The following is a 23670-nucleotide window of genomic DNA, read 5'->3' as shown; positions in this document are numbered from 1 at the left end:
TTATTCTTTCTGTTACGGATATTCAGCCATACCGCCGCACCCACAATGAACACGACAAGCACGATTGCGATAATGGTTTTAGCGTCCATCAATTAGTCCTCCTTTTTCTTCTTTCTGTTCTTATAACCGACAAATCCGAGAACGCCCGCACCGACAACAGACAACGCCGCAAGGCTTACCCATAAGCCCAGATTGAAGTCATCGCCTGTTTTCGGGGTATCCCTGAACTCATTGTGCATCTGCACGATAGCCGTAGCGTTCACCTTTACCGTTGCCTGTTTATCGGCAGGAAGGATATATCCTGCGGAAGCCTTGTCGCTTACTTCGGATACGGTATAGTCGCCAATCCGCAAGCCCTCAATCACGATTTCCCCGTTCTTATCTGTCTTAAAGGTCTGGTCATAGTCCACGCCTGTCACACGGAAAGAGAAGCCCTCCACCTTGCCGTCAGAGGAAGTCTTTACGATTTTAAGAGAGCCTTTCTGTGCTGCATTGATAAAGCCAACACCCGCCTTGTTTTCCACTGTGTAGGTCTTTCCGTTCTCCTCGATGGATACGGCATAAACATCTTCATCAAGCACAAAGCCTGTCGGAGCTTTGGTTTCCTTTACCAGATATTTGCCGTAGCGGAGTTCACTCATCTGGTAAACGCCGCCGTCAAGTTCCTTCATTTCGCCAAGCAGCGTATCGTCTTTATCCAGTTTCCCATCGCCATTGGTATCGGAGTAAACCTCAAATACCGCACCAGACAGCTTGTTGTCGGGATAATCCTCATCAACCTTTGTCAAAGCGATATTGCCCTTAATGAAGTAGTTGACAAGTTCGATTTCCACAACTTCGTCCACCTTGCCAATAGTCACGGCGATTTCTTCCTCGGAGAGTACATATCCCTTCGGGCTTTCGATTTCACGGATTATCCAAGTTCCATACGGCACTTTGGCAAAAGAAAAACTACCATCATCTTTTGATGTGGTAGCGGCAATCGCATTTTCCTTTGTAAACTCGGTAGTTCCTGTCTTGAAGATACCGATAACTGCACCGCCCAGAGTTTTTCCGTCCTCATCAGATTTCTTACCGCTTACAGAGCCGTAAATAATGTCATTTGTGATAGCTTCGCCCTCGTTGGCTGTAATGCGGACAGTTTCGGTATCCTGTCCTGCGTATTCAAAAGTAACAGGGTATTTTGCATCGCTGACAATATATGCGGAGTTGGTCGAGATTTCCTGCACATAATAGCTGCCCATCGGCAGGTCGCTGATTGCTTTCCCGTGACCGCTTTCATCAAGGGAAATGACCTCAATCAGACCGTCCGCAGGAATGGTCTTTCCATCTGCGGCTGTGAGTTCCTCCGCCGCATACAAGCCAAAGGTCACATCAAAGATTTCCCCGTTCTTGCCAATGCCGTAGGCTTCATCAATGGCAAGGCTCTTGATGAGGTCGATTTCAACACGCTGTCTTTCATTATAGAAAGAAGTAGCCGTTTCCGTTACATCAACATTCTGTCCTGCATACACAAGCTCAACAGAATGGACTTTCTCGTTCAGCACCATTCCATACGGAGCTGTGATTTCCTTAACCTCATATTTTCCGAGATACAGTTCTTTGGATTTTACTGTACCGTCTTTTCCTGTCGTAACGGTATCCACAACCTCGCCCTTGTTTGCTCTGACCGTCCCGTCCAGAGTGACAATATCCTCGGCTGCGGTAATCTCATAGACTGCACCCTCAAGACCGCTGACAGAGAAAATCGGCTGATACAATCCCTTATCGCCTGCCACGGAGCTGAATACCTCGCCAGACTTTTCTACTGTAATTGTACCTTTCTGTGCCATATTGGAGCGTACTACCTCAATAACGGTAATGCCGCTTTCTTCCTCGGAATTTTCCTGCACCACATCAAAATAAACAGGCTCGGAATTTAAGACATACCCATACGGGGCTTGTACTTCCACAAGGGAATAGCCTTTGCCGTATTCCAATGTCTGCGGTGTGATTAGGTCGCCGTCTGCCGTAGTATAGAAGGTGTCAATGGTCGTCACTTCGGGATAAGTGAAAGTCATAGTCACAAGATTTCCATTCGGGTCGTAAATCTGGAAGCCTGCACCTGCATACGGGATTGTATTGCCTGTTTCTGCATCTTTCTTTACGATTTTGATATAGCTCTCAAAGTTAGCGTTGTTGATAAGGTAGCGGTAGGTCTGACCGTCCTTGCTGATAAACACATCAAAGTCTTTCATCAGTTCACGCCCCTCCCAACCAAAGGTCTGGCGGACGGTATAAATGCCATACGGCATATCCTTTGTCTGGGCAAAACCGTTCTCGTCACAGGTCAGCACATCACGCTCGGTTTCCTTTGCATTTTCATAGCTGCCTGCGGATTTGAGGAACACTTCAAATACCGCACCTTCTTCGGGTGTTTCAATCTGGGTTTCCCCGTTATCCGTATGCTTGATGAGTGCGATATTGCCTTTGATGACCTGTTCATTCACATCGTTTGCGGTACTGTTCAGCTCTACCGTGTATAGCTCTGGTTCTGCACCTACCTTGTGGATTGCGGTATCCAGAAGATACCCCTCGGACGGGCTGATTTCACGGACAGTCCAATCATTATCACAGATATAATACTTGGTCGTAAACTGACCGTTTTCATCAGTCGTGTAGGTGTCAATCAGTTCCTCACCTTTATAGATGCCGTAAACCGCACCTGCAAGGGAAGCGTCGCCCTGCGGAGAACCTGTTTCTGCATCGGTCTTTGTCACAGTCACTTGGAATTTCTTCAACACATTGTCGAAGCTGCGTTTTGTGACCTTGTTCCATTCAATCGGAGCTGTCTGGGAAGCAGGAACGACATAGCGGACTGCGGTATCCACTTCCTCAACCACATACGGGGTATCGCCACTGATAAGGACATTTTCAAACTTAGCCAGTCCGTTTTTATCAGTCACGGCATACTCGTCAACAGGCAAGCCGCTTAAAGATGTGCCATAAAGGTGGAATTTCATTCCCTCCACCAGATTGTCCTCGGAAGTCTTGACGATTTCCAGACTGCCACGCTTCAAAGTATTGCTGAAGGTCACAGTAGAGGTTTTTCCTCCGATAAGTGTGACGGTCTGGGTTTTCTGCGGCTCATAACGGTCAATAGACTGTTCTGTGACCGTATAAGTGCCAGGGAATAATCCCTCCACGGAGACAGAGCCGTCCTTTCCTGTCTTAACTGTTTTATTGAAGTTATCACCTTTGATTGTAAAAGAGATGCCCTCCACAACTCCGTCCTCAGAAGTCTTTTTGAGGGCAATCGTGCCTGTCGGCGTTTCGATATTGATATATGCAGACACGGTATCAGCATTCTCCACACCTGTTACCAAATCCTGCAAGTTCGGGTCGCCATAGGCAATGAGCTTTGCACTGCTGCTGACAGTCGGCACATTGTTCCTCTTTGCCGTAATGCGGACAGAACCGCTGATAGCTACGGTGGAGCTGATTGTCAGCTTATTTTCAGACTTCGATACACTCACATTGCTGTCAGAGCTTGAAAAGCTGTAATCGGAAAGGACGCCGTTGCTGTCCGTCAATGTGATGCTGTACTTTCCGTCCTTGTAGGCAAGCTCCTTTGTGATGTCATTCTTACCGCCCGACATAAAGCTCGGAATGGTGTTATGCTCACGCAGCATTGCAACAATCTGGTCATACACTGCCCTTGCTCCGCTGTTGGCATAATTTGAACCGAAGTGCAGGCTGTAAACGGTGGTGCTTGTCTGGTTATATGAGCCTGTGGCTTCACGGCAGCCTGTGACAAACTCCCATACGAGGGTCTGCGTGGCAAGCCATTTTTCATCATCACTTCCCGACAGATTATTTCGGTTGCCCTGATACCCATAGAGCAGGGCAAGCCCAACCGCCTTTTTCTGATTGGCTGAAAGGGCGTTCCAAGTATCAGAGGAAGCCTTTTTCAAGGTGTTTCCTGTTTTCAGCGGTACTCCCGGCTGAATACAAAACGCATTCTCACCGTCCACAAACATACGGTACTTATAATTTCCCGTTCCGCCTGCGGTATAGCCGCCGATATTCGCACTGGAATTGTACCTCATCGCATTGCCGTTGCTGTCATAGGTGTGGGAAAAGAAAATCGTCCCGATGTCACCCGCAGCAAACGCCGTCGCAGGCATTATGGATAATGCCGTGACCGCAGCCATTACAAAAGCCGCAGCCTTTTTGAATAATTTAGGGATTTTCATAGTTACCTCCTGTAATTTGGATTGAATATTTTGCCTTACTGACCGAAAAAAGCTGCCCGTTATGGACAGCCTAAAGTATTTCTTTTCTCGGATAGTTACTGGCAGTAGTTAGGGGGTGAGGTGTGGAGAGGGGGAAGCCGAAATAATGGCTATCCACTCAAATGGGCAGACCTCGCCCTCGATGTGTGGCTATCTCTCGTGAGCCTTGTTCCGCTGCAAGTGTCGGTTATAAAACTCTAACGCCTTGACAACAAAATCCGTTTCCTGCCCTCTGGGAACAGTCTTGGGAATGAGCTTGGTTATCCTCTCGTCACGGAAAGCAGGTTTTTCCTTCTGGTTGGGCTTTTCTTCCTCCATAATGGACTGGATAACCTCGGAAGTGAGCTTGCCGTCTTGGTTATACTTCTTCATTTTGATAGCCTGTGCCAATGACGGGGTAGCATCGTTGTACTCCATTGCTTCAAGCAGGGTGTATTGCTGTTCCTCGGTCAGATAGGAAATTTCAACCGCAGGACGAAAAGCAATCTGCCTTTCATCTACCATTTGCAGGATTTCGGGAACAAGCTCCGTTAGACGGATATAGCGGCGTATCTGGTCTTTGCTTTCTCCAACAAGTTCTCCTAATTCCTCATCAGAACGCCCTTTTGATAAATTAGTCGCCAATGGCGACGCATTTTCTTTTGGGGGTCTGCCTGCCTGTCGTTTCATAGCTTCCAACCGCATTTTATACGCAAACGCTTTCTCACTCGGCAAAATAACAGAGCGTTGGAGATTACTTTCCACCATGACAATAATGGCTTCATCACGGGTAAGCTCTTTGACCTCGCATTTCAGCGTTTCAAGTCCTGCAAGTTCACAAGCCTTTTTTCGCCTGTGACCACTGATAAGCTCATACCGTCCGTCCTCTTTTAAGCGAACTGTCGCAGGGGTCATTACACCGTTTCGCTTGATACTCTCAACAAGTTGTTCCATATCTTCGTCCATCAAAACCTTGAACGGGTGGTCTGGAAACTCGTCAATCTCCGATATGGGAATATCCCGTATCTTGCTTAGCTTTGCTTCCTCACGGCTTTCGTCCGTCTGAAAAAGGTCATCGTATGCGGTCAGCTCGATTTTGGTTTCTCTGCTTCTCGCCAATCTCTGCCACCTCCTTTCCTAACTGCTCATAGGCTGCGGCAACCTTGCCGCTTTTGTCGTAAGCAAAAATACTTTTGCCTTCTGCGGTAGCTTCCACCGCACGGATAGAATGAGGTATCTCGGTATCAAATACCTTGATTTTCTTACCGTATGCACTTTTGACCGTTGCCGTAATTTCCTTAGAAATGTTGGTACGGGGCATTACCATAGTCATTAAGATACCGTCTATCCGCAGCTTTGGGTTGATTTGCCGCTTGACCATTGATACGGAGCGAAGCAAAAGCTCCAGACCTTTAGCCGAGAGATAGTGGGGCTGTGTCGGGATAATCACGCTGTCAGCCGCCGCCAGAGCATTGATGGTTATCATGCCTAAGCTCGGCATACAATCAATAAGCACATAGTCGTAATTCTTTTTAACCTCATTGACATAGGTTTTCAGCACACGCTCACGGCTCATTGCATTGATTAGCCTTACTTCAAAGCCCGACATCTCAATGTTTGACGGAAGCAGGTCGACGCCCTCGCTATGGTGGATAATACCCTGTGAAACATCAAGCGTTTTATCGTCTATGATGTTCTGCATCACAGTAGAAAGCGTTATGGGAATATCGTCTGGTCTGTTATAACCCAGAGCCATCGTGAGATTTGCCTGTGCATCGGCATCAATCAGCAGGACTTTTTTACCCTGCTGCACCAGACTTACACCCAGATTGACCGCTGTGGTTGTTTTTCCGACACCGCCTTTCTGGTTAGTCAGAGCAATCACTTTGCAATTTGACATAGATGCGTCCTCCTTTCGCATAGATTTAGCCACTTTGTCAAGGTGGCTATGTAAACAGTACCAGAGAACGCAAAAAAGCCGCCTACTCTTAAAATCAATAAGAATAAGCGGCTTTGTAATTTGCCTTAGACATATTCAATTTTCATTCTCTTGGTCGGTGCATTTATGACCTTAAAAATAAGCTCGTCAACACAATCCGTATATCTGCCTTGCTGAATGAGCTGATTTTTTAACTCTACAAGGCTATGTATCAAAAGTTTTCTTTCGTGGCTATCCAAATACAGATGATTAAATTTCTCTCTCATAAGCACACCTCCACTTCTTTAGCTTCATTATATTGGAAAGTAGGGGAAAGGACAAATCTGCAAAAAGGGACAAAAAATAAGCGTACCACTATTTCTAATGATACGCTTATCTATTTAACTGTTAATCAAGGTCTATGAATACCCTTACAGTGGTATCTCTCCACTGATTTTTCCTTACATACTGTCCGTTAGCCTTTCGATAGGCTGCTGCCTGCTCGAAACTAAGCGGCAATTCAAAGGAAAGAGAACTCCTACCTATTTGCAATAGCAGCCTGAGCAGCAGCAAGTCTTGCGATCGGCACACGGAATGGTGAACATGATACATAGTCAAGACCAATCTTATGACAGAACTCAACTGATGATGGGTCACCGCCGTGCTCACCGCAGATACCTACGTGGAGCTTGTTGTTTACAGGCTTACCGAGCTTAATAGCTGTTTCCATAAGCTTGCCAACACCTGTCTGGTCGAGCTTAGCGAATGGATCGTTCTCGAAGATCTTAGCATCGTAGTAAGCGTTGAGGAACTTACCTGCGTCATCTCTTGAGAAGCCGAATGTCATCTGTGTAAGGTCGTTTGTACCGAAGCAGAAGAAGTCAGCCTCTGTAGCGATCTCGTCAGCTGTAAGAGCAGCTCTTGGGATCTCGATCATTGTACCAACTTCGTACTCAAGCTCGATGCCTGCAGCTGCGATTTCAGCGTCAGCTGTTTCAACAACCATCTTCTTAACATACTTAAGTTCCTTAACCTCGCATACGAGCGGAATCATAATTTCAGGCTTAACTGTCCAATCAGGATGAGCCTTCTTAACATTGATAGCTGCACGGATAACAGCCTTTGTCTGCATCTTAGCAATTTCAGGATATGTTACTGCAAGACGGCAGCCACGGTGACCCATCATTGGGTTGAACTCGTGGAGTGAAGCAATGATAGCCTTGATTGCTTCAACGCTCTTGCCCTGAGCAGCAGCAAGCTTCTCAATGTCAGCTTCCTCTGTAGGAACGAACTCGTGGAGTGGCGGATCAAGGAATCTGATTGTAACCGGGTTACCCTCAAGAGCCTCATAAAGAGCCTCGAAGTCGCCCTGCTGGTAAGGAAGAATCTTATCAAGAGCAGCTTCTCTCTCTTCTACTGTATCAGAGCAGATCATCTCTCTGAATGCAGCGATTCTGTCCTCTTCAAAGAACATATGCTCTGTACGGCAAAGACCGATACCCTCGGCACCGAGCTCACGAGCCTTTTTAGCATCAGCAGGTGTATCAGCGTTTGTTCTAACCTTAAGCTTTCTGTACTTGTCAGCCCAGCTCATAATTCTGCCAAACTCGCCTGCGATAGTAGCGTCAACAGTTGGAATAACACCGTCATAGATGTTACCTGTTGAACCGTCGATTGAAATGTAGTCACCCTCGTGGAACTCTTTGCCTGCGAGTGTGAACTTCTTGTTAGCTTCGTCCATGTTGATGTCGCCGCAACCTGATACGCAGCAAGTACCCATACCACGAGCAACAACAGCAGCGTGTGATGTCATACCGCCACGAACTGTGAGGATACCCTGTGAAGCCTTCATACCTGTGATGTCCTCAGGTGAAGTCTCAAGACGAACGAGAACAACCTTCTCGCCCTTTGCGTTCCAAGCCTCAGCATCTTCAGCTGTGAATACAACCTTACCGCAAGCAGCACCCGGTGAAGCACCAAGACCCTTGCCGATTGGTGTAGCAGCCTTAAGAGCAGCAGCATCAAACTGTGGGTGGAGAAGTGTGTCGAGGTTACGAGGGTCGATCATAGCAACTGCCTCTGCCTCTGTTCTCATGCCCTCGTCAACGAGGTCACAAGCAATCTTAAGAGCAGCCTGAGCTGTTCTCTTACCGTTTCTTGTCTGGAGCATATAGAGCTTCTTGTTCTCAACAGTGAACTCCATATCCTGCATATCTCTGTAGTGATCCTCAAGAGTTTTGCAAACAGTCTGGAACTGAGCAAATGCCTCAGGGAATGTTTCAGCCATCTGAGCGATTGGCATTGGTGTACGAACACCTGCAACTACGTCTTCGCCCTGTGCGTTTGTAAGGAACTCACCCATGAGCTTCTTTTCACCTGTAGCAGGATCTCTTGTAAATGCAACACCTGTACCGCAATCGTCACCCATGTTACCGAATGCCATTGACTGTACGTTTACTGCAGTACCCCATGAATAAGGAATATCGTTATCACGACGATATACGTTAGCTCTTGGGTTATCCCATGAACGGAATACAGCCTTGATAGCGCCCATAAGCTGCTCCTTAGGATCGTCAGGGAAGTCAACGCCGATTTTAGCCTTGTACTCTGCCTTGAACTGTGAAGCGAGCTCCTTAAGATCGTCAGCGTCAAGCTCAACGTCCTGTGTAACGCCCTTCTTAGCCTTCATTTCGTCGATAAGCTCTTCAAAGTACTTCTTACCAACTTCCATAACTACATCAGAATACATCTGAATAAATCTTCTGTAGCAGTCCCAAGCCCAACGAGGGTTGTTAGACTTCTTTGCAATAACTTCAACAACTTCTTCGTTAAGACCGAGGTTGAGGATTGTATCCATCATACCTGGCATTGATGCTCTGGCACCTGAACGAACCGAAACGAGGAGCGGATTCTCTAAGTCACCGAACTTCTTGCCTGTGATCTCTTCCATCTTGCCGATGTACTCGTTGATCTGACCCTGAATTTCTTCGTTAATCTCTCTGCCGTCCTCATAGTACTGAGTACAAGCCTCTGTTGTAATTGTAAAGCCCTGTGGTACAGGAAGTCCTAAACTTGTCATTTCTGCAAGGTTAGCACCCTTACCGCCGAGAAGCTCACGCATGTTAGCATTACCTTCTGAGAAAAGGTATACCCATTTGTTTGCCATTTTGGTAATCCTCCTAAAATAATAAATTATACGGCTGTGGCGAAAATTGTGTCAAAATTCGCCCGCTTGTATAAGCCTACACATAATTATAACAAAGTTTGTTCAAAATAGCTATAGATTTTTTAAAATTTTTTCCTATAAAATTCAATTTTATACTTCATCAATATTGTATAAATCGTTTAAATTTACCCCTAATGTTGTTTTTTTGTAAAATACTCTTGAAATTTGTATTTTTTATGCGATAATATTAATATGTCTTGTTGTGTGTACATATTAAAGTAAACACACAAATTACAGAATACCAAGGAGATTACATATGAGTAATTGTGCGATTATTCTTGCGGGCGGCGAAGGCAAGCGTATGAAAAGCGACAAGCCGAAAACACTTTCGCTCGTACTTGGCAAGCCTATGCTTGAGTGGGTTATTTCTTCACTTAAAAAGGCAGGCGTTAATGACATCTGCATTGTAAAGGGCTTTAAAAAAGAATGTATAGACGAATTTGTGTCAACACTTGATTTTAAGGTTGAAACGGTTTATCAGGCAGAGCGACTCGGTACAGGCCACGCAGTAATGATGGCTAAAGACTTTCTTGAAAGTCACAAAGGCGACAGCGTGGTGATTTTAAACGGCGACGCACCTTTTATGGACAGCAAAACCATTGAAAAGTCACTTGAACAGCACATAAACACTCAATCAAGTGCAACTGTAATTTCCGCAATGGTTGACGACCCTACAGGCTATGGCAGAATTGTCCGTGACGAAAACGGCGACGTAAAGTCAATCGTAGAACAGAAAGACGGCAGTGAAGAAATCCTTAAGATTAAGGAAGTAAATTCGGGCGGTTTCTGGTTTGACGCAGAAAAGCTTTTGTCTGTGCTCGGCAGAATTTCATCCGATAATAATGCAAAGGAATATTATTTGCCCGACGCATTAAAACTTTTGCTTTCGGACGGCTGTAAGGTAGGCGCTTATACCGCAGAGTGCAGCGACACAGTGCTCGGCGCAAATGATCCCGCACAGCTTGAGGAGCTTAACAATATTGCAAAAGACAGGGGATATACCTGTTAAGATAATAGTAGAATACAAACTATAGAGTAAAAAGGAGCGATTACAATGAATTTTCACGGAAAAGACATTAAAATCTTTACCGGAAGCTCAAATGTAAATGTAGCCAAAGGAATTGCAGGCAGCCTTGGAGTTCCGCTTGGTAAGAGCGAATGTACTCAGTTTTCTGACGGTGAAATAGCGGTTTCTCTTCAGGAATCTGTAAGAGGCAGCGATTGCTTTATCGTTCAGTCAACTTGCACTCCGGTAAATGACAATTTAATGGAAATGCTTATTATGATTGACGCCATGAAGCGTGCTTCCGCTGCAAGAATTACAGCAGTTATGCCTTACTTCGGCTATGCAAGACAGGACAGAAAAGCTAAGGCAAGAGATCCGATTTCGGCAAAACTTTGTGCTGACATCATCACATCAGCAGGTGCCGATCGTGTGCTTACAATGGATCTTCACGCAAACCAGATTCAGGGCTTCTTTAATATCCCTGTTGACCACCTCTATGGTTCTCCTATCCTTGCTAACTATATGAGAGAGAAAATCGGCGGAAACTTTGATGAATACATCGTTGTTTCTCCTGACCTCGGTTCGGTTACCCGTTCAAGAAACTTTGCGTCTAAGATTGGCACAGGTCTTGCTATTATTGATAAGAGAAGACCAAAGGCTAATGTTTGCGAAGTTATGAACATCATCGGTGACGCAAGAGGCAAAAAGGTTATCCTTGTTGACGATATGATTGACACAGCAGGCACACTTTGCAACGCAGCAAACGCTATAGTTGAAAAGGGCGGTGCTACTGAAGTTTATGCTTGTGCTACACACGCAGTTCTTTCAGGTCCTGCTATCGAGAGAATTAAGAACAGCGCAATCAAAGAGGTTGTTCTTCTTGATACAATCCCTGTACCACAGGAGAAGATGATTGACAAGTTCACAATTCTTCCTACTGCTCCTACATTTGCAGAGGCTATCGCAAGAATTTACAATGACAAGCCATTTACACCTGCATTTGGTTAATGAAATAAAAATTAAATAGCGATTATACAGGCGGGTTTCAAATAACCCGCCATTTCGCCGTTAAAAAGGTTTTGGGTTGTAACGACAAACAAACTAAATTTATATATAAACACAAACCATAGTTTATTAGCAGTTATTCAGACTGCACGAGGTATAATAAGAAAATGAGTTTTTTTAATTTAACATTTAACAATAACGAAAATACAGAAATCGTTGATAAATTTATTGACGAATACGCTCAATGGCACAATACGGGAAAAACTCCCGATATGGGCTCTCTTGATGTAAACTACACTCTTGAACTTCAGAAAAAAAGACTTGATGAAAATAATGTCAGAAAAGAAGTTGTGTTTGATACAAAAGAAAGCTCGTTTAAGCAGGCGCTCAAGTGCTTTACCGTCACCGACAGAGGCGACTACAAAAGTGATGTTGCCTGTAAAGACTATAAGGTGACAGAAACCTTTTTTGTAAATAATAAAAAGAAAAAGAAAAGAAAGAATAAACGCAACTTTTATGCTACCATCACAAGACTTTTAAATCAAAATGCAGGCGGTGCGGTTGCGTGCCCAAACTGCGGGGCTATCAGTGATGTGCAGGACTTACTTACAGGCTGTAAAAGCTGCGGAACAAGATTTATTATTGACGACTTATTTCCTAAGGTTACAAACTTTTATCACATTAAAGACGAGGCAGACCTAATCAGAAAAATACTAAAGCCGTCAATGCTTATATGCGTTCTTGGTATGATAGCCACCGTTATGAGCTATTCTTTGATTTCTAATATTAATAACGGAAACATAGTGCAGGGCAGCGATGACTTTGTATTTCAGATTGTGCAGTGCGTAATTGTAGGATTGATTTATGGCGCTGTTTCGGGTTATATTTTGTGGGCGGCTTTTATACTCATATGGATGATGATTGGCGCAATAAAAAGCCTGTTTTTGCTCGGTCCTCATGTAAGGGCAAAAACTCAACTGCCAAAGGTTATGCGACAGATTGACCCTAACTTTTCGTATGAGTTTTTCATAGGTAAGGTTATAAATCTTATGAAACTTATGATATTCAGCGATGACTACACCAACCTTGCGGCTTATGACGGCAAGCCTATGCAAAACACCTTTAAAGACATTGTGGACATTAGCTATGACGGTACGGTAAGGTATAATACGCTGAAAACAGACGGTAACTACTGCTATGTAGATATTACCGTATATACAACAGTAACAAAGGTTGACGGCGGTGCTCTCAAAAGTTCAAAGGAAAAATTCAGGGTTGTCGTTTGCAAAAATATACACGCAATAGCAAATGCAGGTTTTTCTATAAAGAATGTAAACTGTCGCAGTTGTGGCGGCAGCTTTGATGCCACAAGAGAGCATAATTGCCCATATTGCGGCACACCGTATCACCTTGGCAATGACGATTGGGTTGTTGTTGATTTTAAGCGAGAATAATAATTTTATATAAGGAAGGTATTTATGTTTGGTAAGAAAAAGAGTTTTGGCGGCGGAGTTGAGCTTTTAGTAGTAGGACTCGGGAATCCCGACAAAAAGTATGAAAATACCCGTCACAATGCAGGTTGGCTTGCGATTGAAGCAATAGCCGAGAGCCTTGACTGCAAGGTTGACAGAGTAAAATTTAAAAGCTATGTCGGCGAATGTAATATAGCAGGCAGAAAAGCAATGCTTATGAAACCTACCACATATATGAACAACAGCGGTCAGGCAGTGGTAGAGGCGATGAATTTCTACAAAATTTCGCCTGAAAATGTGATAGTATTATTTGACGATATATCCCTCGATGTAGGCAAAATGCGTATCCGTTCAAAGGGCAGTGACGGCGGTCAGCGAGGTATGAAAAGCATTATTTACCTCAGCGGAAGTGATATGTTCCCACGCATCAAAATAGGAATCGGTGCAAAACCTACACCGGAGTGGGATTTAGCGGATTGGGTGCTTTCAAGATTTTCCGACGATGAACAGAAGAAACTTGCGCAGGTATTTGAAAATGCCGCAAAAGCCGTTGAACTTATGGCAGACGGAAAAATCGACAGAGCAATGAATTTGTTTAATTAACATTTTTATAAAACAATGTTGAAAAAATCGGTAATTATCCCAATTTTTGATAAATAAAAAGTGAACAAAAAATTAAAGCAAGATGAATTATGAAATTTTTAGTTGATGTTTTTAAAAACAGTGAGGTTTTTAACTCACTCGAAAAAGCTGTTGTGCGTGGCGGCAGTGTTTGCGCTACGGGACTTTCCGCCGTTCACAAGGCACATATTATCTATTCGCTGTGTTGCCGCAAGAGCACCACAGCCTTTTGTGTTGCCTCCGACGAGCGAGAGGCGCAGACAATCTGCAATGACCTTGCAAGTATGGGTATGCGTGCTTATTTTTACCCCGAGCGTGATTTTAATTTCAGAGATATTCAGAGCGCCTCAAGAGAGTACGAACACGCAAGACTTAAGGTACTGCTCAAACTCATTGACGGCGAATGTGATGTAGTTGTCAGCTGTATTGATGCAGCGTCGCAGTTCACAGTGCCAAAGGAATTTTTGAGGGATTGTGTTCTGACTTTAAAAGAAGGCCTTGAAATCAGTATAGAAAAAGCCGTACGAACACTTACCCTGCTCGGATACGAGCGTTTTGATGCGGTAGAGGGCAGCGGTCAGTTTTCTGTAAGAGGCGGTATTCTCGATTTCTTTATGCCTGATGCCGAAAATCCTGTTCGTGCGGAATTTTGGGGTGATGAAATCACCGACCTTTCTTTCTTTGATATTGATACACAGCGAAGAGGGGAAAAGGCAGGCGAAATCCGTCTTTCGCCGTCTGCGGAGGTAATTATTGAGGACAGAACGGCGCTTGCCGACAAAATAGAAAATCTTGCAAAAGGCGTGCGAGGCAAAAAAGCTCCGCAGGTTAAGGAAACACTGCTTTCGGAGGCGGACAGCATCAGGTCGGGCGCAATGCTTTCAAATACCGACAAGTTTATTCCGCTTTTATATGATAAAGCCGAAACCTTATTTGATTATCTCGACAGAGATACTTTGATTTTCACTTCGGAGTTTAACAATATTTCAGAGCGTGGCAGAGCAATGGACTTCAGAAATGAAGAAACCGTAAAATCCGCCTTTGAGGACGGCATTCTTTGCAGAGGTCTTGACAAGTATTCACTCACTTTTGCGGAATGTGTTGATATTTTTACTTCTCACGGCATTGTTATGCTTGAGGGCTTTGTGCACGGTTCAACAACAATTCCGCTTAGAAAAATAGTATCGTTTTCCGCAAAACAGCTTTCTGTATGGAACGGTTCATACAAACAGCTTGAGGAGGACTTAAACGGTATGCTCACTGCAGAAAGCTGCGGTGTTGTGCTTGCGGGAACGGACAAGGCGGCAAAAAACCTTTGTGATTCGCTTAGAAATGACGGTATTCCCGCACAGTATGCCGATAAGTTGTCGGAAATAAAGAAAAACGCATTATTTGTATTGCCCGGTACTTTGAGCGCAGGCTTTGAATATCCGCTCGAAAAATTCTTTATTATCACACAGGGGCATATTTCGTATGTGCCGAAAAAGAAAGCAAGAAAGAAAATATCAAAGGACAGCCGGGAGGTTTACAGCCTTTCGGAGCTTTCGCAGGGCGATTATGTGGTACACAGCGTTCACGGTATAGGTATTTTCGGCGGTATCCGTAAAATTGATACCCACGGAATTGTAAAAGACTATATCAAGATTGAGTATGCAAAGGGCGATGTTCTTTATGTGCCCGTAACTCAACTTGATATGGTTGCAAAATATATCGGCCCGTCCGAAAACAGTCGTGTAAGGCTTAATAAGCTCGGCTCGCAGGATTGGCAGAAAGCAAAGTCAAGAGTAAAAGCATCTGTAAAGGACATTGCAAAGGAGCTTATTGCACTTTATTCCGCAAGAATGAAAGCAAAGGGCTATGCTTTTTCACAAGATAACGAATGGCAGCACGATTTTGAGGCTAAGTTTGAATACGAAGAAACTCCCGACCAGCTTAGGTGCTGTGATGAAATCAAGACGGATATGCAGAAAACCTCACCGATGGACAGACTTTTGTGCGGTGATGTAGGTTTTGGCAAAACAGAGGTGGCACTGCGAGCGGCATTTAAGTGCGTTGCGGATTCAAAACAATGCGCATTGCTTTGCCCGACAACAATTCTTGCGTGGCAGCATTACCAGACTGTGTGCAAGCGCTTTGAGGGCTATCCGATAAGAATTGAATTGCTGTCACGATTCAGAACGGCAAAACAACAGAAAGAAACTATAGAAAAGCTAAAGCGTGGAGAGGTAGATTTGGTGGTCGGCACGCACAGACTTGTGCAAAAAGATGTGGAGTTCCGTGACCTCGGACTTGCAATCATTGACGAGGAACAGCGCTTTGGCGTGGCACAAAAGGAACGCTTTAAGGAGCTTTGCAAAAATGTTGATGTTCTTACTCTTTCGGCTACACCTATTCCAAGAACTCTCAATATGGCAATGAGCGGTTTAAGAGATATGAGTGTAATCGAGGAAGCGCCACGAAACCGTCAGCCTGTACAGACTTATGTTCTTGAACATGACGATGCGGTAATTAACGAGGCTATCCGCAAGGAACTGAGAAGAGGCGGACAGGTTTTCTACCTGCATAACGATGTTGCGACTATTGAATCCTGTGCCTCAAGAATTCTTGAGGCTGTGCCCGAGGCAAAAATAGCCATAGGTCACGGCAAAATGAAAGAGCACGAACTTAGCGAAGTATGGCGAATGATGATTGAACAGGAAGTAAATGTATTAGTATGCACCACTATAATAGAAACGGGTGTTGACCTGCCGAACGCAAATACGCTAATTATAGAAAATGCGGACAGAATGGGACTTTCACAGCTGCATCAGCTAAGAGGACGAGTAGGCAGAAGCAACCGCAGAGCCTATGCTTATCTTACATTCCGCAAAAACAAAGTGCTTACAGAAATTCAGCAAAAGCGCCTTGCCGCTATCAGAGAATTTACCGAATTTGGCAGCGGATTTAAAATCGCAATGCGAGATCTTGAATTAAGAGGCGCAGGAAACATTATGGGTGCTCAACAGCACGGACATATGGAATCTGTCGGATACGATATGTATCTTAAGCTGTTGGGCGAGGCAGTAAGCGAAGAAAAGGGCGAAGCCGCACAGTCTGCCGACCTTGATTGTCTTATTGATATTTCGGTAAATGCGCACATTCCGGAGAGCTATGTAGAAAGCCTTACTCTCCGACTTGATGTATATCGCAGAATCGCCGATATACGCAACAAAGAGGACAGCCTTGATGTTAAGGACGAACTCAAAGACCGTTTCGGCGAAATTCCCGAATCCGTGCTCGGACTTATTGATATTGCGCTTATAAGAAACTGTGCAAACGCAATGGGTATTTACGAAATCAGGCAGACGGATACCAATGTTTTACTGTTTGTCAAAGAGATAAAATCGCCGAAGGTTATAGAACTTCTTTCAAGGCTCAACGGCAGAGCAATGCTGTCTGCGGGCAACAAACCGTACATTACAATAAGATGTGGCGGCGGTTCTTCGCTTGATATGCTCAAAAAAGTATTTAAAATCTGATAGTTGTCTGAAAATTTTGCCGAAAAAGCAATAAATTTTAGAAAATATATAGACAATACAAATTTTTTTGTGTATAATCATAAAGTACGCACCCTGTCATTTTACGGGTGAAATAGAATTTTTTAAGGACGGTAAATATTATGAAACCATATGCAAAGATCGGTTCATTGTTGCTTGCACTGATTATTGCTGTTGCAGCGGTTGGCTGCACTCCAATCAGCCTTAATGCAGAATGGGCTTACAGGACAGATAAAGTAGAATTGCCAATCGGCGTTTACAGCTACTCGCTTAAAACAGCTTACTCACAAGCTCAAAATTATGCGTCGAAACTTGCTTCATATGACGAGGCTTCCGATTCATGGCTTGACCTTGAGATTACAGACGATGACGGCGACAAGGCGATTGCAAGAGATTGGATCAAAAACGAGGCAGAAACAATGTGTCTTAATTACATTGTGACTGACAACCTCGTTGAGGAGCTCGGCATTGATATGAGCGGCGCTACCGCAGATTCGGCTAAAAAAACAGCCGAGGAATATTGGACAGTAGGTCCTTACGCTTCATACGGCTACTATATGCCTTATAAAGACCAGTACGAGCCTTACGGTGTTTCTTTTGAAAGCTTTGAATATTGCACAACACTTTATAACACAAAATACACAGCAGTATTTGAAAAGCTTTACGGTGAGGGCGGTTCAAAAGAGGTAAAGGATGACGAATTTATTTCATACTTTACAGAAAACTATACAGACTATAAGTACATAAAAGCAAATCTTTATGAGTCAACAACCGACGAGTCAAACAACAGCAAAGATGCAGCGCTTTCCGACGAAGACGCAAAGAAGATTACAGACGAGTTTGACGGTTACGCAAAGGAACTTAATAACGGTACTTCTTTTGACGATATTGTAAATAAGTACAAGACAGCTAACTCACTTACAGACGATCCGTCAACATCAGCTGTAGAAAACCTTAAAAGCAGTTCACTCGGCGATGAGCTTAAGACAGCTCTCGGCGAAATGAAAGCGAACGAGGCTAAGACAGTTAAGGTAGGTTCAGGCAATACAGCGGTTTACTACCTTATCTATAAGGGTGACATCAACTCAGACATTGACAGCTATGTTTACGATTCAACACAGCGCAACAAATTGCTTGCAGATATGAAAAAAGACGAGTTTGCAAAGTATGTTGATGACCTTGCTCAAAAGACAGATTGCGAAAAGAACCAGTCTGTACTCGACCAGTACAAGCCTGAGCTTTACTTTGTAAAGCCTGAAAGCTCATCAGCAAGCTCAAGTTCTTCAAGCTCAAGTTCTTCAAGTTCATCTTCTTCAAAGTAAAAGTTTAAAAATCAAAATGCCACACAGCCTTTGTGTGGCATTTAGTGCAGATATTTTCAACCGATTAATAACCTTTTAAATATATGAAAGGAGTCAACAGTATGAAAAGAAAAATAATTGCTTTAATTTCCGTACTTGCACTCAGTTTTTCTGTATTTGCTTTTTCGGTAAGTGCGGTTGAAGGCGAAGAAAGCGGCGGAGAAATTATTGAAACCGAGCCTGCTCCCGAGCCGGAACCGACATATGAGCCGGAACCCGAGCCGGAGCCGACATACGAACCGGAACCCGAACCGACATATGCTCCCGAGCCGGAACCGACATATGCTCCCGAGCCCGAACCGGAGCCTACAGAACCTTATTATGAAGAGCCTACTTACAGTTATGATGATAAGCCATACTACAGCGACGGCGACGATGTATATGTAGGCGGCGGTCAGTCAACATATACTGTACCCGAAACCACTGCGCCTCCTGCACAGATGTATTCTGTAAGCAAAGATACTATTGACGATAAAACGCTTTCACAGAGCGATTGGAACGATATTTCCGCAAATCTCAAAAACGCATCTCTTACCGACAGCGACGGCGATGATTTCAACTTTATCAAGAAAAACACAAGTAAATCCGATAACGGACATTGGATGCTTTATGCAGGTATTGTGTGCTTGATTTTAAGTGTTGCAGGTATTGTTTACTTTATTATTGCTACAGTAAAGAGCCGTGGCAGATACAAATTTGCTCTAGCAACAGGTAAAGCAGGCAAAACCAAAAAGAGAAAATTTGACACCGCAGATGTAGAACTTCCAAAGCAGGATGTATCAAAAGGCGGTACAAAATTTAAGCATTAATTAAAATTTTATCCCGATAAAGTGCGACTTTATCGGGATTTTTGCTTTAATTTGGGTAAAATAACAGTTGAGAGATAGACTTAAAAATTTAGGTCAAGCCTTTTTAAAGGCTTGCGGGTTTGGGCAGCGCCCATAAAATTTTTCAATATAACAATTTCTCGGACGCAAACAGCTTGACTGTTTGCGTGCTGAAACTAAGTTTGTTAAAACAGGCGGTAGCCATTAAAAAAACCTATATTTTTTAATGAAATAACGAATTTCTTTTATTATTGCTATCGCTTTTAAAGACTAACGCCGTTGTGTTCAAGCCGCCAAACAGTGAGCTGTTCGGCTATCGTTAGCTTGCATAAGCGGAAAGTATTTGTGGGCTTTGCCCACACCCACGACCTTTGAAAAGGTCGACCAAATTTTTATAATTTTTAAATTTAATTTTCATCTCAACATAAAAAATAGAACTGTGAGCATAAAATACAAAAATCCGCAAAAAATATAACCACCCGGAAAGGTGGTTAATTTTATGAATAAAAAAGAAAGCAAACGCAACGAGCGGTATCCTATTGAACTGCCGTCACGCAACAACGGTTTTGAACATTCACCGATTGTAGATGTTACCGATAACGAAATTTATCCGTATGAACTCAATTCAAGGCGAAATGCGGTATATCAGCCCAATGAAAATATTTCAGAGGTTGTGGCTACCGAAATAGAACCTGATTCGGCAGTGCAAACCATTCACGGACGGCAAATGTAGGAATAAAAACGGGGAAAGTGTCGGCATTTACCGAGCCGACACTTCCGCTCAGTCCCTGTTTTTTTGTAATTATCTGCGCCCTCAACTGGTGAAAGCCGTCTGTAACTATAGCTTTGTTTTCGTTAAGTCCGTTTGCTTTAATTATTTCTTCGGAAAATGCAATATTTTCGCCTGTATTTACCGCTTTGTCTTCTATATAAAGCCTGTCCGGAGAAATCCCTGCCTCGACAATGCAGTTGTACATAGCCTGTGCCTCACTCATCGGTTCATTACTGCCCTGTCCGCCTGTAAGTACAGCTTTTGCATCAGGATTTTCCTGCAAATATCTAACGGCGCTGTTTATTCTGCCTGTAAGCATCATACTCGGGCCGTTCTCGGTAACTTGAGCGCCAAGTACGATTGCGGTTGCATTTTGTTTTGGCTGTTGTATGCAGGCAAATGTCATCAGACCCGTAACAATCAAACCGTAGCAAAGAAGTGCGGTAAAGCAAAAATTGATGCCGTACAGAACAATTTTGCCGAATATATTTTTCTTGAGTTTTTCTTTTAATGATTTGTATTTATTGCGTGTGCCGAATGCAAAAATCAGCCACACACACAGCAATCCGCCTACAAGATTGCCGATATTGACAATTCCCCACAGAGCGCCCGATACAAACAACAATAAAAATACAATGGCAATTAAGGTAATTATAACTCTGAATATTTTAAAAGCTTTGTTTTCTTTTTTCACAGCTTATCAACTCTTTTCGTAAATAATTATAATTATTTTAGCATATAAAGCACAAAAAGGCAATAACTTTTAACTTTGCTTGCAAAATTTTATTGATACCGCAGTGAAAGCGTGATATAATAACTTATTATGCAAGGCGGTGACAATATGAAGTCTGTATTTGCGGGAAACAAAGCGAAGTTTGCTTATTTTTCCTTTATATTTATAATAATTTCAACGGCTATGTATACATTTTATGCCAAAGAACCGCATTGGTGGTATATTGTATGGAATGATATTCTTGCTGTAATTCCGCTGTTTGCGGCAATGCTGTGCGAACATTATTTCAGTAAGAAAAAAGCTGTTCCTGCTGTAATATTTGGATTTTTGTGGTTATTATTCTTTCCAAATTCGCCGTATATGATGACGGATTTAAAATATACAAGCTATTTTAAAGAGTCCGCTTATCTTGAATATGAAAAAATCGGAACGAATGTGACCGCTTGGCTTATGGTGCTGAACTTGACGGTTACGGTTATACTCGGGCTGCTGTTCGGAATGATGTCAATGCGAATAATTCATAAAATAATAAATAAGCGTTTCGGAAAGGCGACGGGTGTTGCTTTTTGTACAATTACGATTTTACTCAGTTCGTTTGCAATTTATATCGGTAGATATGCAAGAGTAAATTCGTGGGATATTGTTCGCCCGATTTTCTTAATTGAAAAATCGTTCAACTCACTGTCGGAATTTTCACCGATTTTTATAGCTTTATTCTGTATAGCCACGGCGATGCTGTATGTGCTTTATTATGCATTTGATAAATTTGTAATAAAACACGATTGATAGACGGTTTTTTGAGAATTTTTAAAAACTACGGTTAATTATATTTATTAAAATAACCGACAAAAACTGCTGTTTGAGTGACAAACCCAAACAGCAGTTTTTATGTTATGTTCTGAATATTTGATATATTGATAAATTGTGGTTTAGCGGAGTGTCGGTCGGGCATTGAAATTTAGCTAACGCTAAATTATCCTCCCAAAAACAAAAAAGTTTACTCAATTTTTTCAAAAATTGCGGGTTTGGGCAGCGCCCATAAAATCTTCCGATACAACAATTTATCAGGCGCAAACAGCCACGCTGTTTGCGTGCTAAAACTAAGTTTGTTAAAACAGGCGACAGCCATTATAAACGGAAATGCCAAAAATATAGGCAACGCATTGCGTTGCCTATGAAGATTAAGTATGTTTTCTTTTATTGCTCTCGCATTGACTTTCGCCGTTGCGTTCAAGCCGCCAAACAGCGAGCTGTTTGGCTATCGTTAGATTGCGTAAATGAAAAGTATTTGTGGGCTTTGCCCACACCCACGACCTTTGAAAGGTCGACCAAACTTTTATAATTAATTGGCAAATCAATTTGCTAAACCATAATTTACCCAACTTTAAAATCATTCATTATTTTTATGAGAAAACTCATTGTAGAGATTTTCAAGTTCGGGCAAAATGTCTACATACGGAGATTCGCAGGCGGTTTCAAATGGACTGCTCTTTTTACTCTTCAGATTTTCTGCGGCAGATTTTTCGGGTACATTTATTGTGCCTGCACCTGCCACACAGCCGCCCGGACAAGCCATACCCTCAAGTAGGTATCCGTTATATTTGCCTGCTTTCGCCATTCTTAACAATTTCATACACTCGTCAAGTCCCTGTGCGTTTGCAATTTTTACTTCACGCTCGGGGTTCATTCTGTGTATTGCATTTACAACCGCTTTTGCAACACCGCCGCTTACGGCAAAACCTCTGCCGTCCGCACTTGAGAAAGAAAGCGGTTTTTCATCGGGTTCAAGCGCCGCAAAATCTACCTCTTTGGCGGCAAACATTCCCGCCACTTCTTCAAAAGTGAGCACAAAATCAATGTCACTTCTTATACTTCTGCGGCTTGCCTCAAGCTTTTTAGCCGCACAAGGGCCGATAAATACTACTCTGCAACCCGGGTGATCCTGCTTTGTAAGTCTGCCTGTAAGTACCATAGGGGTGAGAGCCATTGAAATGTAAGACGCAATGTCGGGAAATGTCTTTTTAGCCATAACGCTCCATGCGGGACAGCACGAAGTAGCCATAAACGGCTGTTTGGCAGGCACTTCTTCCATAAAGTCTTTTGCCTCTTCAACAGTGCAAAGATCGGCTCCCACGGCAACCTCTACAACATCTTCAAAGCCGAGTGCCTTGAACGCATTTCTTATTTTTGTTGCGGGAAGTCCTGCAAACTGACCTGCAACGGCGGGTGCAACTGCGGCATAAACGGGAGTATCACTCTGTAAAGCCTTTATTGTTTGGAAAATCTGGCTTTTGTCAACAATTGCGCTGAACGGACAGCTTACAAGGCACATTCCGCAGCTTACGCATTTGTTGTAGTCAATATCCGCTCTGCCGTGTTCATCGCTGTGAATTGCTTTCATACCGCAGGCGGCTGCGCAGGGGCGCTCCTGCTTTATAATTGCATTGTAAGGGCACGCACTTTGGCACTTGCCGCATTTAATGCATTTTTCTTCGTCAATAAAAGATTTGCCGTGCACGATTGAGATAGCGCCTTTCGGGCAAACCTCGGTACAAGGGTGTTCAAGACAACCTTGACAGCCGTTGCTTACGAACACACGCTTTTCGGGACAGCTGTGGCAAGCGAACTTAATAATATTAATCAGCGGCGGTTCATATACCTTTTCGTCAATCATACTTTCTTCAACGCCTGTCGAAATAGGCGCTTGTTCATCTGCCGACAACAGGTTAAGTCCCATGGCAAGGCGCAGTCTTTCACCTACAATGGCACGCTCAAGGAAAACGCTTTCTCTGTAAGTGGAAATCTCGCCCGGGATAATTTTGTAAGGCAGACTTTCAAATTTAGAATAATCACCGCCCTCGTACGCAAAACGAGCAACTTCGGTAAATATCTGCTGACGAATTTTAGTCTTTGAAGAATACAATCCTCTCATAATTAAAA

At 43.4% G+C, this 23670-nt stretch carries 16 protein-coding genes; 9 read left to right on the top strand and 7 right to left on the bottom strand.

Going from position 1 to position 23670, the window contains the following annotated elements:
* Positions 1 to 92 precede the first annotated feature (92 nt).
* The 5 genes from I2E21_RS02840 to ppdK all read right to left on the bottom strand — a co-directional run bounded on the left by I2E21_RS02840 (position 93) and on the right by ppdK (position 9337).
* Positions 93 to 4235, bottom strand: coding sequence for a SpaA isopeptide-forming pilin-related protein (locus I2E21_RS02840; RefSeq protein WP_195410362.1), 4143 nt, complete (start codon positions 4233 to 4235; stop codon positions 93 to 95).
* A gap of 189 nt (positions 4236 to 4424) precedes the next feature.
* Complete coding sequence (locus tag I2E21_RS02835; protein WP_025577642.1) at positions 4425 to 5372, bottom strand: ParB/RepB/Spo0J family partition protein; 948 nt, start codon at positions 5370 to 5372, stop codon at positions 4425 to 4427.
* A complete protein-coding gene (locus tag I2E21_RS02830) occupies positions 5326 to 6153 on the bottom strand; it encodes an AAA family ATPase (protein WP_025577641.1) in 828 nt (275 codons plus the stop codon). The genes I2E21_RS02835 and I2E21_RS02830 overlap by 47 nt, the downstream gene beginning before the upstream one ends.
* A gap of 125 nt (positions 6154 to 6278) precedes the next feature.
* A complete protein-coding gene (locus I2E21_RS02825; protein WP_025577639.1) occupies positions 6279 to 6458 on the bottom strand; it encodes a hypothetical protein in 180 nt (59 codons plus the stop codon).
* Positions 6459 to 6709: 251 nt separating this feature from the next.
* Positions 6710 to 9337: a pyruvate, phosphate dikinase gene (gene ppdK / locus I2E21_RS02820; RefSeq protein ID WP_195410361.1), complete on the bottom strand. Its 2628-nt coding sequence runs from the start codon at positions 9335 to 9337 to the stop codon at positions 6710 to 6712.
* Between the two features lie 316 nt (positions 9338 to 9653).
* On the opposite strand from ppdK, the gene I2E21_RS02815 reads away from it, so the two are divergent.
* The 8 genes from I2E21_RS02815 to I2E21_RS02780 all read left to right on the top strand — a co-directional run bounded on the left by I2E21_RS02815 (position 9654) and on the right by I2E21_RS02780 (position 19958).
* Entirely contained in the window at positions 9654 to 10406 is a 753-nt protein-coding gene (locus tag I2E21_RS02815) for a sugar phosphate nucleotidyltransferase (protein WP_186936042.1), read from the top strand.
* A 45-nt stretch (positions 10407 to 10451) separates the two neighbouring features.
* Positions 10452 to 11411: a ribose-phosphate pyrophosphokinase gene (locus I2E21_RS02810; RefSeq protein WP_195410360.1), complete on the top strand. Its 960-nt coding sequence runs from the start codon at positions 10452 to 10454 to the stop codon at positions 11409 to 11411.
* Positions 11412 to 11575: 164 nt separating this feature from the next.
* Entirely contained in the window at positions 11576 to 12862 is a 1287-nt protein-coding gene (locus I2E21_RS02805; RefSeq protein WP_195410359.1) for a hypothetical protein, read from the top strand.
* Positions 12863 to 12886: 24 nt separating this feature from the next.
* Positions 12887 to 13483 carry an aminoacyl-tRNA hydrolase gene (gene pth / locus I2E21_RS02800; protein WP_195410358.1) on the top strand — a complete coding sequence of 199 codons (597 nt, stop codon included), beginning with the start codon at positions 12887 to 12889 and terminating at the stop codon, positions 13481 to 13483.
* 89 nt (positions 13484 to 13572) lie between these two features.
* Complete coding sequence (mfd, locus tag I2E21_RS02795) at positions 13573 to 17019, top strand: transcription-repair coupling factor (protein WP_195410357.1); 3447 nt, start codon at positions 13573 to 13575, stop codon at positions 17017 to 17019.
* A 140-nt stretch (positions 17020 to 17159) separates the two neighbouring features.
* Positions 17160 to 18359: a hypothetical protein gene (locus I2E21_RS02790; protein ID WP_195410356.1), complete on the top strand. Its 1200-nt coding sequence runs from the start codon at positions 17160 to 17162 to the stop codon at positions 18357 to 18359.
* A gap of 101 nt (positions 18360 to 18460) precedes the next feature.
* Positions 18461 to 19207, top strand: a complete 747-nt coding sequence (locus I2E21_RS02785) for a hypothetical protein (protein WP_195410355.1) — start codon at positions 18461 to 18463, stop codon at positions 19205 to 19207.
* A 517-nt stretch (positions 19208 to 19724) separates the two neighbouring features.
* A complete protein-coding gene (locus tag I2E21_RS02780) occupies positions 19725 to 19958 on the top strand; it encodes a hypothetical protein (protein WP_195410354.1) in 234 nt (77 codons plus the stop codon).
* Here I2E21_RS02780 and I2E21_RS12525 read toward each other — a convergent pair.
* Complete coding sequence (locus I2E21_RS12525) at positions 19903 to 20691, bottom strand: YdcF family protein (protein ID WP_195410353.1); 789 nt, start codon at positions 20689 to 20691, stop codon at positions 19903 to 19905. The two genes, I2E21_RS02780 and I2E21_RS12525, sit on opposite strands and share 56 nt — an antisense overlap.
* Before the next feature lie 147 nt (positions 20692 to 20838).
* On the opposite strand from I2E21_RS12525, the gene I2E21_RS02770 reads away from it, so the two are divergent.
* The gene (locus tag I2E21_RS02770) at positions 20839 to 21516 is read left to right on the top strand and encodes a DUF1361 domain-containing protein (protein WP_195410352.1); all 678 of its coding nucleotides are present in this window, start codon (positions 20839 to 20841) and stop codon (positions 21514 to 21516) included.
* Positions 21517 to 22120: 604 nt separating this feature from the next.
* On the opposite strand, the gene I2E21_RS02765 is transcribed toward I2E21_RS02770, so the two are convergent.
* Positions 22121 to 23662, bottom strand: a complete 1542-nt coding sequence (locus tag I2E21_RS02765) for a 4Fe-4S dicluster domain-containing protein (protein ID WP_195410351.1) — start codon at positions 23660 to 23662, stop codon at positions 22121 to 22123.
* Positions 23663 to 23670 lie beyond the last annotated feature (8 nt).

The organism is Ruminococcus sp. BSD2780120874_150323_B10, assembly GCF_015553695.1.
Taxonomy (GTDB): domain Bacteria; phylum Bacillota; class Clostridia; order Oscillospirales; family Acutalibacteraceae; genus Ruminococcoides; species Ruminococcoides intestinale_A.
Note: the sequence above shows the minus strand (reverse complement) of the source record. Positions and strands in the feature narration are given on the sequence as shown.

Coding starts and splice junctions, on each gene's coding strand:
- I2E21_RS02840 (WP_195410362.1), bottom strand. CDS start 4,235: ATGAAAATCCCTAAATTATTCAAAAAGGCTGCGGCTTTTGTAATGGCT.
- I2E21_RS02830 (WP_025577641.1), bottom strand. CDS start 6,153: ATGTCAAATTGCAAAGTGATTGCTCTGACTAACCAGAAAGGCGGTGTC.
- I2E21_RS02825 (WP_025577639.1), bottom strand. CDS start 6,458: ATGAGAGAGAAATTTAATCATCTGTATTTGGATAGCCACGAAAGAAAA.
- ppdK (WP_195410361.1), bottom strand. CDS start 9,337: ATGGCAAACAAATGGGTATACCTTTTCTCAGAAGGTAATGCTAACATG.
- I2E21_RS02815 (WP_186936042.1), top strand. CDS start 9,654: ATGAGTAATTGTGCGATTATTCTTGCGGGCGGCGAAGGCAAGCGTATG.
- I2E21_RS02810 (WP_195410360.1), top strand. CDS start 10,452: ATGAATTTTCACGGAAAAGACATTAAAATCTTTACCGGAAGCTCAAAT.
- I2E21_RS02805 (WP_195410359.1), top strand. CDS start 11,576: ATGAGTTTTTTTAATTTAACATTTAACAATAACGAAAATACAGAAATC.
- pth (WP_195410358.1), top strand. CDS start 12,887: ATGTTTGGTAAGAAAAAGAGTTTTGGCGGCGGAGTTGAGCTTTTAGTA.
- mfd (WP_195410357.1), top strand. CDS start 13,573: ATGAAATTTTTAGTTGATGTTTTTAAAAACAGTGAGGTTTTTAACTCA.
- I2E21_RS02790 (WP_195410356.1), top strand. CDS start 17,160: ATGAAACCATATGCAAAGATCGGTTCATTGTTGCTTGCACTGATTATT.
- I2E21_RS02785 (WP_195410355.1), top strand. CDS start 18,461: ATGAAAAGAAAAATAATTGCTTTAATTTCCGTACTTGCACTCAGTTTT.
- I2E21_RS02780 (WP_195410354.1), top strand. CDS start 19,725: ATGAATAAAAAAGAAAGCAAACGCAACGAGCGGTATCCTATTGAACTG.
- I2E21_RS02770 (WP_195410352.1), top strand. CDS start 20,839: ATGAAGTCTGTATTTGCGGGAAACAAAGCGAAGTTTGCTTATTTTTCC.
- I2E21_RS02765 (WP_195410351.1), bottom strand. CDS start 23,662: ATGAGAGGATTGTATTCTTCAAAGACTAAAATTCGTCAGCAGATATTT.